General features: G+C 51.9%; 11 protein-coding genes. All 11 read left to right on the forward strand.

What is annotated here, in order from left to right:
* Positions 1 to 8 precede the first annotated feature (8 nt).
* The 11 genes from rsmH to ftsA all read left to right on the forward strand — a co-directional run bounded on the left by rsmH (position 9) and on the right by ftsA (position 14,123).
* A complete protein-coding gene (rsmH, locus tag AAF564_01795) occupies positions 9 to 1,028 on the forward strand; it encodes a 16S rRNA (cytosine(1402)-N(4))-methyltransferase RsmH (protein ID MEM8484246.1) in 1,020 nt (339 codons plus the stop codon).
* 26 nt (positions 1,029 to 1,054) lie between these two features.
* Positions 1,055 to 1,582: a hypothetical protein gene (locus tag AAF564_01800; GenBank protein ID MEM8484247.1), complete on the forward strand. Its 528-nt coding sequence runs from the start codon at positions 1,055 to 1,057 to the stop codon at positions 1,580 to 1,582.
* A gap of 51 nt (positions 1,583 to 1,633) precedes the next feature.
* Positions 1,634 to 3,691: a penicillin-binding protein gene (locus AAF564_01805; GenBank protein ID MEM8484248.1), complete on the forward strand. Its 2,058-nt coding sequence runs from the start codon at positions 1,634 to 1,636 to the stop codon at positions 3,689 to 3,691.
* 56 nt (positions 3,692 to 3,747) lie between these two features.
* Positions 3,748 to 5,220 (forward strand): UDP-N-acetylmuramoyl-L-alanyl-D-glutamate--2,6-diaminopimelate ligase, encoded by a 1,473-nt coding sequence (locus AAF564_01810; protein ID MEM8484249.1) that lies wholly within the window; start codon positions 3,748 to 3,750, stop codon positions 5,218 to 5,220.
* Positions 5,221 to 5,342: 122 nt separating this feature from the next.
* Positions 5,343 to 6,509: a phospho-N-acetylmuramoyl-pentapeptide-transferase gene (mraY, locus tag AAF564_01815; protein ID MEM8484250.1), complete on the forward strand. Its 1,167-nt coding sequence runs from the start codon at positions 5,343 to 5,345 to the stop codon at positions 6,507 to 6,509.
* Between the two features lie 131 nt (positions 6,510 to 6,640).
* On the forward strand, positions 6,641 to 8,032 hold the full coding sequence (murD, locus tag AAF564_01820) for a UDP-N-acetylmuramoyl-L-alanine--D-glutamate ligase (GenBank protein MEM8484251.1): 1,392 nt from the start codon (positions 6,641 to 6,643) through the stop codon (positions 8,030 to 8,032).
* A 52-nt stretch (positions 8,033 to 8,084) separates the two neighbouring features.
* Entirely contained in the window at positions 8,085 to 9,227 is a 1,143-nt protein-coding gene (locus tag AAF564_01825) for a putative peptidoglycan glycosyltransferase FtsW (GenBank protein ID MEM8484252.1), read from the forward strand.
* Between the two features lie 16 nt (positions 9,228 to 9,243).
* Positions 9,244 to 10,350 (forward strand): undecaprenyldiphospho-muramoylpentapeptide beta-N-acetylglucosaminyltransferase, encoded by a 1,107-nt coding sequence (gene murG, locus AAF564_01830; protein MEM8484253.1) that lies wholly within the window; start codon positions 9,244 to 9,246, stop codon positions 10,348 to 10,350.
* Between the two features lie 69 nt (positions 10,351 to 10,419).
* Positions 10,420 to 11,823 (forward strand): UDP-N-acetylmuramate--L-alanine ligase, encoded by a 1,404-nt coding sequence (murC, locus tag AAF564_01835; protein ID MEM8484254.1) that lies wholly within the window; start codon positions 10,420 to 10,422, stop codon positions 11,821 to 11,823.
* Between the two features lie 316 nt (positions 11,824 to 12,139).
* Entirely contained in the window at positions 12,140 to 12,844 is a 705-nt protein-coding gene (locus AAF564_01840) for an FtsQ-type POTRA domain-containing protein (GenBank protein ID MEM8484255.1), read from the forward strand.
* A 22-nt stretch (positions 12,845 to 12,866) separates the two neighbouring features.
* A complete protein-coding gene (ftsA, locus tag AAF564_01845) occupies positions 12,867 to 14,123 on the forward strand; it encodes a cell division protein FtsA (protein MEM8484256.1) in 1,257 nt (418 codons plus the stop codon).
* Positions 14,124 to 14,248: the final 125 nt, after the last annotated feature.

The following is a 14,248-nucleotide window of genomic DNA, read 5'->3' on the forward strand; positions in this document are numbered from 1 at the left end:
CATGCCTTATGTCTGAAGCACATGATAATACATCTGATGAGGGGAGTGATTCCCAGGAATTCGCTTCATCTTATCATGCCCCCGTTCTTTGTGATGTTGTTGTTCAAGGGCTCGTTGAGAACCGTGAAGGCTTGTATGTAGATGCTACCCTCGGTGGTGGCGGTCACACTGCAGCGATGCTGGCTTATTTGAAGCCGGCGGGCAAAGTGGCCGGCATTGATCAGGATGCAGATGCCATTGCCGCGGCACGTGTACGACTTGAGGAAGATGAGCGCAATGGTCGATTTATGGCATTGCGCGGGAATTTTGCAGAAGCACGTGAGCTATTGTCCGCCCAGGGTGTCAGTCAGGTTGACGGCATACTCCTGGATTTGGGTGTTTCATCCCACCAATTGAATACCGCTTCTCGTGGATTCAGTTACGCTGGAGATGGTGCATTGGATATGCGGATGGATGGCCGGACAGGGGTGACAGCTGCTGACATTGTCAACGGTTGGGCGCCACAGGATTTGACACGCTTGCTGCGCAAGTATGGAGAGGAGCCGAGTGCACGTCGGATTGTGCAGCAGATTGTAGCGGCCAGGCCGTTGCAAACTACTGGTGCACTTGCAGATGTCATACGGTCCACGGTTTCGAGCAACAGGATAAACAAGACGCTTGCCCGCGTCTTTCAGGCCCTGCGCATTCAGGTGAATGATGAATTGCAGGTCCTTGAGGACACGCTTGCTTTAAGTGTGGACCTTTTAAAGCCGGGTGGCCGAATCGCGGTGATTAGTTATCACTCGCTCGAAGATCGGCGCGTCAAAAGATTTTTGAAATACGGAAATCTGGATGGAACGCCCGTCCGCGATTTCTACGGTCATCTGGTTACGCCGTGGCGGCTTGTAACCCGAAAGGCAATTAAGCCTGATGATCGGGAAATTAACCAAAATCCGAGGGCCCGAAGTGCTCGATTGCGCATTGCAGAAAGAATATTGCCCCCAGATGGCTCTTCCGCAGCGGATCGGGCGAGATCATCCAATTCTTGACCTTTTGCTCTGAGTGCAAGCATATCATGAATAGTACAGTTACACAAAAAACCAAATCTCGTAAGCGTAAGACGCAGGCCCGCAAGCGGCCGGCAACGCGCCGTCGTGTCGCAAAAAAACGCGCACCCTCGAGTGGTATTGGTATAGCTGATTGGATTGCACTTGGGGTAGGCGGCGAATCGGTTACCCTGCCTGAATGGACAGATCTTTCTACCGGCAAGAATAAAAGGAAAAAGTCAAACCGCGTCAGAAAGCAGGTCGACTCCTTGTTAAGTGGTGTATCTACTGGCCAATTTGTGATCGTTCTGCTCGTTGCGGCAATCAGTCTTGGGTTTTATGTGAGCCATGTTTTTGCCACAAGAGATACACTTTCGCTCCTTGAGCAACAGCGCCGCGCCAATTTGCGGCTCGAACTGCAATACAACCAGCTGAAAGGACAACTGGACAAAAAAATTAGCCCCAATGCCGTTTACCGACGCGCACTTGAGCTTGGTCTGCAAGAAGGGTTGGCTTTTGAGCCGGTTGTCCATTGGGAATTAAAAGAATCTAAATAGCCTGCATTGTAAGATCCTAGAATGGAACTCCAGGAAAACATACAGTTGAGAATGTACGCAATCATGGTGGGGCTTGGCTTCCTCCCCTTGCTTGTTGTACTCAAGCTGTTGGGGATCTATGTCTCGGACCGAACAGAGTTGAGTGCACAAGGGGAGCGGCAGGCGAGCACCATGGTGGATATTCCCGCCATGCGAGGATCGATTTACGACCGCGCCGGCCGCGAACTGGTTGTAAATGCAGCAAGCTACAACCTCGCGCTCGATCCTACTGTTGATGGCTATACGTCGGAAGTTGAAAAACAACTGTTCGATAACCTGGCTGTACTGACCGGGCAGTCAGCGTCTTACTTCAGGAAAAAAGTCGAGGGTCGCACGAGCCCCAAATATGTACTGCTGTGGACCAGTCTGATCGAATCTGAGAAGCAGGTTGTTGACGAATGGGATGTACCGGGCCTTTTGCTTGTCCGTACGCTAACCCGCCGGTATAACTACGAGGAAATGGCTGCCCATGTAATTGGGCACCTGAGCCGGGATGGTCGGGGTATCGACGGACTTGAGCTGCAGTATGAAGACTATTTAAAAGGTACGTCTGGACAGCGCGCTGTCCAGCGGGACCGCAATGGCGAAATCAAAGCTTATGTAGCCGGCCATACGGTCACACCTGAAGATGGGCAGAATTTGTACCTGACCATTGATCTGGAATTGCAGGCAATTCTTGAAGATGAATTGATGGCCGGCGTTACGGCAACCAAGTCAGCCTGGGGTACGGCCATTGCAATGGATCCGGAAACCGGGGCCATTTTGGGTATGGCAAGCGTCCCAGTCTACAATCCCAACGAATACCACAAGTCGGATGTATCGGCGCGCCGGAATAGAGCAATTGCTGACCAGCTTGAGCCTGGTTCTACGTTTAAACTGGTTACGGCTGCTGCTGCCATTGAGCAAGAAATTGTTAGCATGGGCGACACGCTGGAGACTGGTAACGGGTATGCCGTCGTTGGTCGGCGCGGGATGCACGACCTTCATGCTTACGGCACAATAAATTTTCAGGAAGCCATTGCAAAATCGAGCAACATCGGAGTTGCACGCACCGCAGTACAGCTAGATCGGGGTGTATTCTATCAATACGCCAGAAACCTTGGATTTGGACAAAAAACCTGGATCGATTTACCTGGCGAAGTTGATGGTACGTTGCGCAAACCAAAAGACTGGACGGGTGCTTCCCTCGCTTCGATGAGCATCGGGTATGAGGTGGATGTTACCCCTTTGCAGATGCTGACTGCCTACAGTGCGCTTGCAAACGGTGGATTGCTGATGAAGCCCTACGTGGTTTCCGAGCGGCGCGATCAGCGTGGCCGGACGTTATGGCGTGCCAAACCGGACTCTATTCGCCGTGCCTTGAAGCGCGAAACTGTGAAAGCCTTGCTGCCGGCATTTGTTGATGTAGTTGACTCAGGATCTGCCAAATTGGCCCGCATTGACGGCTTGACAATCGCTGGTAAAACCGGCACTGCGCGTGTCATTGTAGATGGCGCTTACAACAAAGAAATACACCGCGCTTCCTTTGTAGGATTTTTTCCAGCAGAAAAGCCTTCAGTGGCTGTCATGCTTATGCTGGCGCGCCCGAAAGTGAAGGGAAATAGCGGCGCGATCACAACACCAATTTTCAAGCGGTTAGCCATGCGATGGATGAGTTCATCACCCGATGCATTGGTTGCGCCGCAGGTTGCTGCTGAAGAACATGCATCTGAACCTGCGCGCCTGATACCACAAATTGGCGGACAACCCGTAGCGGTTGCCGCTGCACGGTTGCGCGCAGCAGGATTTGAAGTGCGCGATGCTGCACCGATGCACGCTGTCCATGCAGTGGAACAGCCGGTCAAAGACGATTTGGTTTTTGGCAAAAGAGTCAACCTTGAAATTGCGCCGGCGGATACCATGCCGGCGGCGCTAATGCCAGACTTAACTGGCCTGAGTACCCGGCAAGCTGTTTTTTGGAGTCATGCAACTGGTGTCGACGTGAAACTCGAAGGCCAGGGCATGGTGGTCAGCCAGACCCCAAAACCCGGTGAGCCACTTGCGGCAACTGCCGTTTTGCGATGTCGGTGATCCATTGGAACCTGAAACGTTTAACAGGGAGCTGTTAAACGCATCCTGGATCATCTATGATTGACTTACTGACTCTGGTTGGTCGGCTTTCAGCCCAAGGGCTGCTTGTCGATCAGGTTGGAGATGTAAATAAAGTTTATATCGACCATTTGGCTAATGATAGCCGGAAGGTCGGGCCGGCCGGCTTGTTTATCGCCATTAAAGGCGAGCTCGTCGACGGGCACCTGTTCATTGAAAAGGCTGTTCAAAACGGAGCCATTGCCATCGTGTGCGAAGCGATGCCGGCGGAAGTGCATTTGCGCTTCCCCGGCGTCGTTTTCGTACAGGTTTCTCAGGCAAGAACTGCGCTGGCTGAGCTAGCGGCCGCTTTTTACCGCGACCCCGCAAGGCACCTGCGCATGGTTGGTATTACGGGTACCAATGGAAAAACGACAACGGCATTTCTGGTGCACCATCTCCTTGAGGGACTGGGGCTTAAAGCCGGATTAATCAGTACGGTTGAGTATCGCATCGGTGCGCAGGTTGAAGAAGCCACGCATACAACACCCGATGTGCTTGATACATGCCGGCTGTTGCGAAAAATGGTTGATGCTGGCTGCAAAGCGTGTGTTATGGAAGTATCCTCACACGCCCTGATGCAAGACCGCGTCCGAACCATCCCTTACGAAGTTGCTGTTTTTTCCAACCTCACACAGGACCATCTGGACTATCATGGAACCATGGATGCGTACCTGGAGGCCAAGAAGAAATTGTTTGATAACCTGGATGAGAAGGCAAAGGCTATATACAATATTGATGATGCGGCTGGCAAGCGCATGGTCGCGGGTACGGCAGCAACCGGCATTTCATACAGTTGTTTGAAGCCGGCAGACTTACAGGCGACCATCCTGGAAAATGCCATTGAAGGTTTGCTGCTCGAAATAGACGGCAAACCCCGGCGGTTCAAGCTTGTAGGCCATTTTAATGCCTACAATTTGCTGGCTGCATATGGCGTGGGTATTGCCCTTGGCTTTGCAAAAGAAGAGGTGTTGGCTGTGTTGATGCAGGCGATGCCTGTGCCCGGCAGGTTTGAAATGCTGTTGGTAAGCAAAAACCGCCATGTAATTGTAGACTACGCACACACACCAGACGCTTTGGAAAATGTACTGCAGACCATCTGCTCAATGAAGCCCGAAACCGCATCTTTGTGGTGCATGTTTGGATGCGGTGGCGATCGGGATGCAAAAAAACGTCCGATGATGGGCCGGATAGCGGAGCACTTTGCCGACTTTGTCGTTGCAACGAGCGACAATCCACGTACGGAAGATCCTGAGGCGATTCTGAACGATATCCGGGCCGGCATTTCTGAACCGGATAAGGTGCGCTGGATTGTAAGCAGAAAAGCAGCAATTCAGGAAATTGCAGATCATGCAAGTGCGGGAGATGTCATCTTGCTTGCTGGCAAAGGGCACGAGACGTACCAGGTTGTAGGTACAGAAAAAATAGACTTTGACGACCGGCTCGAGGCAAAAGCTGCTTTTGGTGCATAATTTGTCCAAATACCCCGTTCTACCGGGAATTTCACAGACATTTGGTGTCAATTCCCTAGATTCAAACGTCCAGTTTATACCCTAAACTCGATATTTGGCAATCGAAGTTCTAAATTCGATCCATGCTTTATTATCTGATTGATTATCTAGAAAAACTCTACCAACCGCCCGGGTTTCAGTTGATTCGATTTATCAACAACCGGGCTGCCCTGGCCGCTATAACCGCGCTGGCTATTTCTCTATTCTTTGGCCGCCGCCTCATTGTTTGGCTGCGCGAAAAGCAAATTGGAGAAAAAACGCGCGAAGGAGAGGCTGCTGGTGCAGTAGATCACTCACACAAGGCAGGTACCCCAACGATGGGTGGGGTTGTCATTCTGTTTTCTGTTATTGGTGCTACTCTGTTGTGGGGCGCCATCGCAGAAGTGTACGTATGGCTGATCCTGCTGGTAACGGTGTGGATGGGGGCATTTGGGTTTGCTGATGATTATATCAAAGTCATTAAAAAGGATAAAAGTGGGCTGCCGGCACGGATTAAAGTGTTTGGTCAGGTAAGCATAGGCGTGATTGTCGGCAGTGTGATGTACTTCCATCCCAAATTCAGCGCAATTAACTCGATCACATACCTGCCCTATATTCCATTTTTACGCGCAGACAGGTTCGATTATTACTTTTACGAAGGCTGGTTTGGGCCTCTGGATCTTGGCTGGATTGTCTACATCCTGGCGGCGGTATTTATCGTCACTGCGGTTTCAAATGCCGTGAACCTTACAGATGGATTGGATGGGCTCGCAACAGGTGTCACCGCAATTGTGATGCTGGGCCTAACTGCCATCAGTTACATAGCCGGCCGGGCTGACCTGTCAGATTACCTGAATTTGATTTTCCTTCCTGGTGCAAGCGAGTTGGCCGTTTTTGCCATCGCTATGTCTGCTGCCTGCTTCGGATTTTTATGGTACAATGGGTATCCCGCTTCTGTGTTTATGGGAGATACGGGTTCGCTGGCCATAGGCGCTGCAGTAGGCGCGCTGGCGCTGATGATTAAAATAGAACTTTTACTGCCCATACTTTGCGCCGTGTTTTTTATCGAAACCATTTCGGTACTGATCCAGACGTCATATTTCAAATATACCCGGCGAAAAACAGGCGAAGGCAAGCGTGTCTTTAGGATGGCACCTATCCATCATCACTATGAAGCCAAAGGGGTTCATGAAGCAAAAATTGTGGTGCGTTTCTGGATTGTAACCGCAATTACGGTGCTGGCGGCATTTCTGATATTACGCCTACACTAAACAAAGCTGCACGAAACGCGCAGCGCAAGCAACTTACACGCTGATCCTGGATCTTGCAATCATGCCCCAGTACTACAACGTTTGTAGGGGGCCGACATTTACTTTACTGGCGCACTTCCCTGGATGGTATTATGGAAGCTCATGAGGTTTCGGGCAAACAAGTAACGGTTGTTGGTGCTGCGCGCAGCGGTATCGCTGTATCACGTTTACTGGATGAAGCATCTGCCCAGGTTTTTCTTACCGAATTTGGTGCCGGCACATCTGATGTGAAGGCGCAGCTTGCAACCATGCAGGTTGCCGCAGAATTTGACGGGCACACCGATCGGGCGCTTGACGCCGATTTTATCGCTGTAAGTCCGGGTGTACCTTCAACCATTCCTTTGCTGCACGAAGCAGTGAAACGGGGCATCCCAATTTATTCAGAAATAGAAGTAGCCTCGTGGTTTTGCAAAGCACCGATTGTGGCCATAACTGGCTCAAACGGGAAGACAACAACAACAAGTTTGGCGGCTCACATTTTTGCCCACGCTGGGCGAAAGACACATGTGGCCGGCAATATTGGCAAGGCGTTTTCAGATATAACAAAAAATACCTCGTCAGAGGATGTGGTTATTCTGGAAGTATCAAGCTTCCAACTCGATCACATCGACACATTTAGGCCTGATATCAGCGTGTTGCTCAACATCACGCCCGATCACCTCAATCGCTACGGATATCAGTTCGAAAACTATGCGGCGAGCAAGCTCAGGATCTTTGAGAATCAAACCGAAGAAGATACCCTGATTTATTGCTACGACGATCCGTTTGTTCGAGAGAAAGTGCTGCATTTGCTGGAAGCATGTAAAGCAGATGCCACCCCTCGACCTAACTGTGTAAAAACCCTCGGTATAAGCCAAGAACAGGAGATTCGCGATGGCGCTTTCCTTAGAGGAAGCGAACTCGTTATACGGTTTAATCAAGCAGAGGAAATTCTTATGCGCAAGGAAGAGTTGGCCCTTCAGGGGCCGCACAACGTGTACAACTCCCTGGCGGCAGCAGTGGCAGCGCGTGTGATGGAGATACCCAGTCTCTTTGTTCGCGAAAGCCTGTCGAGTTTTGAAGGAGTAGCGCACCGCCTGGAACTGGTGCGCGAACTGGAAGGCGTCCGCTATATCAACGACTCCAAAGCGACCAATGTAAATGCAGTTTGGTACGCACTGGAAAGCTTCAAGGAGAAAATTATCCTTATAGCCGGCGGACGCGACAAAGGCAACGATTATCAGAGCCTTAAACCACTCATAAAGCGCAATGTCAGGATGGTACTTGCCATTGGAGAGAGCGCTGACAAAGTGGACAAGGAATTAGGCGAACTGGCTGAAGAACACATGATCATGGAATCGCTCGAAGAAGCGGTCAGGGCAGCACACTTGCTGGCCCGTTCCGGAGAAGTGGTCTTGCTAAGTCCTGCCTGTGCTTCGTTCGACATGTTTAACAACTATGAAGAACGGGGTGATGTGTTCAAGACAACGGTAATGAACCTTTAAGGCGCAGTGTTTTTGTGGGCCAGGCCCATACTGATCCTTAACCCTAACCAGCATGAAGAAACGAAGGCAATCCAAACAGACACCCGAGCGACCGCCACCAGATAAATATGTCATCTGGGTTGTGCTGGTCTTGTCTGCCGTAGGTGTGATTGCCGTATACAGTGCAATTGCGTTTCTGGCAGAGACTAAAGCTGGGGGTAACACTGAGCAATTTCTACTGCGCCACCTGGCATATGTCGGACTGGCGCTCGGGGCAATGGCTATTTTTAGTCGCATTGACTACAGGATCCTCGCGCGTTTTGGCCGCGTTGCGCTGATCTCGATGACGGCCCTGCTGCTGCTTGTGCAGTTTGTGGGGATCAAGTCGGGAGGTGCTGTTCGCGCCCTCGATCTCGGATTTATCATGTTTCAGCCGGCAGAATTGGCTAAAGTGGCCCTGCTCCTCTACGTGGCATTCCTGCTTACAAAAAAGCAGGCCTACATTGAGAGTTTCAGTCGCGCCTTTACGCCGCTCTTCCTCTGGATCATCCTTACAGTTGTGCTGATAGGTATCGAAGACCTTTCAACGGCTTCACTTGTTTTTGGCGCAACGGTTATGATGTGTTTTGTAGCACGGGTCCACGTGCTGCAGCTATCGGGTTTAGGTGCCGTCTGTTTGCTGCTTGCTGCGCTGTTCCTCTTTAGCTCGCCGGCACGTATGGCGCGCGTAGACGAATACCTGGGGCGCGGACAAACAACAGAGGCTGCTGATCAAATACCGCAAGGAGATGGCTATCAGGCCCATCAGGCAAAAATTGCATTCGCAATGGGCGGGCTTACCGGCCGCGGCCCTGGGAAAAGTACCCAGCGCGACTTCCTGCCGGCACCTTATAACGACTTCATCTTCGCAATTATTGCAGAGGAATATGGCTTGTGGGGGGCGCTTGGGCTACTGGCCCTCTTCAGCATTTTGCTCGTTCGAGGCTTTCTGAGCATCGGGCGAAGGGCGGCAGATCCACTCGGATTAATTTTGGCAGTGGGTATCACAACCCTTGTTTGTTTATACGGGTTTGTGCACGCTGCGGTAACATGCGGCTTGTTACCCGTAACCGGGTTACCGATGCCGTTTGTCTCATACGGGGGCACGTCGCTCCTGGCTAACGGGATCTTGATGGGCATACTGCTGAATATCTCACGGCACGCCCTTAGAGACTAATCGAATGCAAAGGTCAATGACATCCAAAGCACCCCGCATATTGTTTGCTGGAGGAGGAACGGGCGGGCATATTTACCCCGCAATTGCCATTGCAGACGCCGTTCGCCGGCAAGTGCCTGAGGCTGCCATTGCGTTTGCAGGTACCGAGCACAAAATTGAGTGGCGGGCTGTGCCCAAAGCAGGGTATGCCATCCATCCGATAACCATACAGGGTTTTCATCGGCAGCAGATGTCCCGCAACCTGGCATTCCCTTTCAAACTTGCAAAGGGCTTGTGGCAAAGCTGGCAACTGATTGGTGATTTTGACCCCGATGTGGTGGTTGGTACGGGCGGATATGTTGCCGGCCCGGTATTGTATGCTGCCCATTTACGGAAGCGCCCAATTGTCGTGCAGGAGCAAAATGCTTTCCCTGGTGTGACAAACAAGCTCCTCGGCAAATATGCCCATACGGTACACCTGGCCTTCGAGGAGGCAAAAAGATTCTTTCCTGCAGACCGTTGTGTGCTGAGCGGAAATCCAACCCGCCAGATATTGCAACACGGCGAAAGGAAAGCGGCAATGGACTATTATGAGGTCCCGGACGATCATCGCGTGTTGTTGATGTTCGGTGGCTCACTCGGTAGTGCTGCACTGAACGCAGCAATGGAAGCAGGCATTCAACAGTTGCTGCAAGATGAAAAGCTGGTCGTTATCTGGCAAACAGGTTCTGCTTATTTCGAAAAGCTGCAGGCCCGGGTAGCGACACATCCGCGGTTGCGGTTACTACGATACATTGACCGGATGGATCTGGCTTACATTGCGGCCGATCTTGTGCTGGCACGTGCCGGCGCGATCACATGCAGTGAGTTGATGGTTACAGGGGCGCCGGCTGTGCTGGTCCCTTCTCCCAACGTAGCGGAGGATCATCAAACCAAAAATGCGCGAAGTATGGAAGATGCTGGCGCCGCATTGCTGCTGCCGGAAGAGAATCTGAAAAGCAACTGGATAAAAACGGTTACTGATCTGTTAGAGGATGCGCCACGCAGAAACGCGATGGCAACAGCTGCGCAGGCGCTGAGCCGTCCAGACGCAGCAGATCACATCGCATCGTCGGTTCTGGCAATTTCGGGGTCGGGGAGATAACTACCGGAGAGAGAACTACCGGAGAGAAACACAACTTTTGGAGAAGTTGTTTTGAAACACGAGAAAACAATGGAATCTGTAGCACGCCGGCAACCTTCACTTGGGCGTATTCGCCGCGTGCACATGGTCGGTATCGGCGGCATCGGGATGAGCTCGATAGCGGAAGTCTTGCTGCACCGCGGATACAACGTGTCAGGTTCGGATCTCACAAAAAGCGACATTACCGCGCACCTTGAGTCGATGGGGGCAACCATCTACGAAGGCCACGACGCTGCGCATATTGAAGGCGCTGACGTTGTGGTACACTCCAGTGCGATTAAAGCTGACCAGAACCCGGAAACCCTGGAAGCTGAGCGAAACCGCATTCCCTTGATCCCCCGTGCTGTTATGCTGGGTGAGTTGATGCGGATGAAGTACGGCATTGGTATTGCCGGAACGCATGGTAAAACAACCACAACGACCATGGCTGGTCTGGTTGTAGCGGAAGGCGGTTTTGATCCAACCATTATTGTAGGCGGCAAAGTTGCCACCTTCGGGTCAAACGCAGTAGCTGGCGAAGGCGACATCATTGTGATCGAGGCTGATGAATACGATCGAACGTTTTTACGCCTCACACCCTCTTTGGCCGTGATCACGAATATTGAAGTGGATCATCTCGACATCTACGAAGACCTTGACGACATCAAGGGGGCATTTGTCGAATATGCCAACAGCGTGCCCTTTTTTGGTGCCGCAATTGTTTGCCTTGATGATCCCAATGTGCAGGCCATTATGGGCAAAATCGACAGGCGTGTTAGAACCTACGGGATGTCACGCCAGGCACAGGTTCGGGCAGAGCACATCCAGGCGGTAGGCTTGCAAACAAAGTTTGAAGTGTACCTCGATCAGACAAAGCTTGGTGATGTGTTGCTGAATGCCCCGGGCGTGTACAACGTGTACAATGCACTTGCCGCCATTGCGGTAGGCATTGAACTGGATATGTCGTTTGAACTGATCTGCGCCGGCTTGTCCAAATTCACCGGTGTCAATCGCCGCTTCCAGTTGATTGGGGAGCAGGATGGCATCACCGTGATTGATGATTATGCGCACCACCCTACCGAAGTGCGGGCAACACTTGGCGCGGCCAGTGCCGGTTGGCCCGAGCGGCGCATCGTAGCGGTTTTCCAGCCGCATCTGTATTCGCGAACGCGCGATTGTAAAGAAGATTTTGCACGGGCATTTTTTGACGCAGATATTGTTGTGTTAACCGAAATATTTGGCGCGAGAGAAGCCCCGATACCAGGGATAGAAGGGCGCATGCTTGCTGATCTTGCCTTGCAGTACGGGCACCGAGACGTACACTTTGTGTCGGATCTCGAGGAGCTTGCCGAATACCTCAAAGAAATAGTCCTCCCCGGCGATGTGGTTATCACGCTGGGCGCAGGCAGCATCTGGCGCTATAGCCGGAAATTTTTCAACGCGCTGGGTACCTAACCCGGCCACACGCCTCATCCGCAGTTGCAGCCACTGGGCTGCACATGAACCAGCAGCCACTGGGCTGCACATGAACCTTGCAAGGTGGCCCGACAAGTAGTCCGGGTAAACACCTTTCCGTGGGAAATTCAACCTTAATGCGCTGGTGATCGAGAGATCACCTGGACGCCCTACGTATATGCGATCGAAATCAGGATCAAACCCAAAGACCCGGCGAGGCTCAAAACCAAAATCTCGAAAAAAGGCGCCAAAAAAATCGATACGCCAACAGCGTGCAGAAGACAAAAATTGGCCCTTCAGGAGCTTTTTGACCATTGTGCTGGTGCTTGTAGCCGGCGGCTTTGGCTGGTGGTGGAAAGGGCAAGTGGTCGTCAGAAATGTACAAATTGAAGGGGTGCAGCATGCAGAAGAGACCGTCTTGCGAGAAATGATGCGGGTCGATTCGAGCCACCTGTTTTTTGACATTGATCCGGTGATGGTGTCGGATCGGTTGCGTCGGCACCCCTGGGTGAAAGAGGCGCGGGTACAGCGTTATCCAAATGCGACATTGCAGGTCGACGTCGAAGAACGCGTGCCGGCGTTGCTTGCGCTGGATGATAGTGGAGCGCCAGTGAGATATCTGGACGTAGATGGGTTTCAGATGCCTTTTGTAAAAGGGGCCATCTATGATGTCCCGCTGCTGCACGGATTCAATGAACCCATGCAGGGCATGCGGCCGATTATGCACCGCGCGTTACAAAAATTGTTGCAAGACATGCAGCGTGTACCTCCCGAGGTAGATGCGCTTGTCTCTGCCTTTGAGATAGAGGAGAGTGGTGAGATCAGTTTGCATACGACACCCAAACCGGGGCGAGGATCGATCGAGGTATTGCTCGGCCGCGACCAGTTTGTGGAGAAGCTATCCAAACTGTATGCCTTCTGGCACGAGGCGGTACTTGAAAAAGAGGACGTAGATTTTGCGTCCATTGACCTCCGTTTTGACAGCCAGATCATTACAAAAGAAGTTCGATTAAGCCAATAACATAAAAAGACAGGAAGCCATCATGGATGGAGAAATCGTAGTAGGCCTGGACATCGGCACCACAAAGATTTGTGCCGTTGTTGCTGCCGAAGATGATCTTGAAGGGATTAATATCCTGGGGGTCGGTATAGCGGAGTCCGAAGGCCTCAACAGGGGTGTTGTCGTGAATATCGACAAGACGGTTGCTGCCATTCAGGAGGCTATTGAAAAAGCTGAACGTGCCGCCGGCGTTACGGTGCACAGCGTGATTGTCGGTATTGCCGGCGACCATGTACAGAGTTTTCAGAGCCGCGGGGTAATCACAACCCATCGTGACAGTGTTGTCACACAGCACGACGTACAGCGTCTGTTGGAAGACACTACCCACGTTGCGATGCCTGCCGACCGGGAGATCCTGCACGTACTGCCTCAGGAATACATTGTGGATGGCCAGGATGGCGTTGTTGATCCGATCGGGATGAGCGGTGTGCGTCTGGAAGCCAATGTCCACATCGTAACCGGCCTGGTATCTGCAGCGCGCAACATTTATCGCTGCGTAGAGAAAGCCGGCTACAGTGTAGCAGATATTGTACTGGAGCCTCTGGCTTCTTCTTACTCGGTGTTGCATTCCGATGAGAAAGAAGTTGGCGTTGCACTGATCGATATCGGCGGTGGCACCACGGATATCGCGGTGTTTGAAGACAACACAATCCGCCACACCGGTGTGATTGCCGTTGCCGGCAACAAAGTCACCGACGACATCCGCAAAGGACTCGGCCTGATGAAAGATCAGGCAGAACAGCTTAAACACCAATTTGGTGTTGCACTGGTTGATGTAAATCAGCCGGATGAACTGATCACCATTCCTGGAATTGGGGGTCGCACTGAAAAAACGATTAGCCGGAGTGCACTTTCCCAGATCATTCAGCCACGGCTGGAAGAAATTCTGGAGATTGCCGGCATCGAAATTAAACGCAGTGGTTATGCCCGTCATCTCGGTACCGGGGTGGTTATCACGGGTGGTGGTTCACTGATTCCTGGCACTGCCCAACTGGCGGCTGAAGTACTTGGCGTGGAAGCACGTGTAGGTACACCAACCGGACTCGGCGGCGGCATGGTGAAAGAGGTCAGCGATCCGAAATATGCAACCGCTGTTGGTCTCGTACTCTACGGTTTGCGTCCGGAAATTGTCAGAAGGGAATTTCTGGCAACCAAAGACAAGTGGAGCAACGGGAGCGTCGAAGCCTCTGGATCACGCAGCATCGTTGAACGCATGACGCGCTGGTTTCAGGAACTCTAACAATAAAACGATTGCCGAATCAGGATTGTTGATTGATTAAGCCAAAACCCATTCAACAATCCATCGATTGACAATCGATGCTCAAAAAATCGGGCCCGCTCAGCTCGATAATCACAACGCGAAAA

This window comes from Bacteroidota bacterium, from assembly GCA_039111535.1.
In the GTDB taxonomy this organism is placed as follows: domain Bacteria; phylum Bacteroidota; class Rhodothermia; order Rhodothermales; family JAHQVL01; genus JBCCIM01.

What these genes read in the sequence shown, in the direction of transcription:
- ftsA (MEM8484256.1), top strand. Translation starts at nt 12,867, where the DNA reads ATGGATGGAGAAATCGTAGTAGGCCTGGACATCGGCACCACAAAGATT.
- murG (MEM8484253.1), top strand. Translation starts at nt 9,244, where the DNA reads ATGACATCCAAAGCACCCCGCATATTGTTTGCTGGAGGAGGAACGGGC.
- murD (MEM8484251.1), top strand. Translation starts at nt 6,641, where the DNA reads ATGGAAGCTCATGAGGTTTCGGGCAAACAAGTAACGGTTGTTGGTGCT.
- murC (MEM8484254.1), top strand. Translation starts at nt 10,420, where the DNA reads ATGGAATCTGTAGCACGCCGGCAACCTTCACTTGGGCGTATTCGCCGC.
- AAF564_01825 (MEM8484252.1), top strand. Translation starts at nt 8,085, where the DNA reads ATGAAGAAACGAAGGCAATCCAAACAGACACCCGAGCGACCGCCACCA.
- AAF564_01810 (MEM8484249.1), top strand. Translation starts at nt 3,748, where the DNA reads ATGATTGACTTACTGACTCTGGTTGGTCGGCTTTCAGCCCAAGGGCTG.
- rsmH (MEM8484246.1), top strand. Translation starts at nt 9, where the DNA reads ATGTCTGAAGCACATGATAATACATCTGATGAGGGGAGTGATTCCCAG.
- AAF564_01800 (MEM8484247.1), top strand. Translation starts at nt 1,055, where the DNA reads ATGAATAGTACAGTTACACAAAAAACCAAATCTCGTAAGCGTAAGACG.
- AAF564_01805 (MEM8484248.1), top strand. Translation starts at nt 1,634, where the DNA reads ATGTACGCAATCATGGTGGGGCTTGGCTTCCTCCCCTTGCTTGTTGTA.
- mraY (MEM8484250.1), top strand. Translation starts at nt 5,343, where the DNA reads ATGCTTTATTATCTGATTGATTATCTAGAAAAACTCTACCAACCGCCC.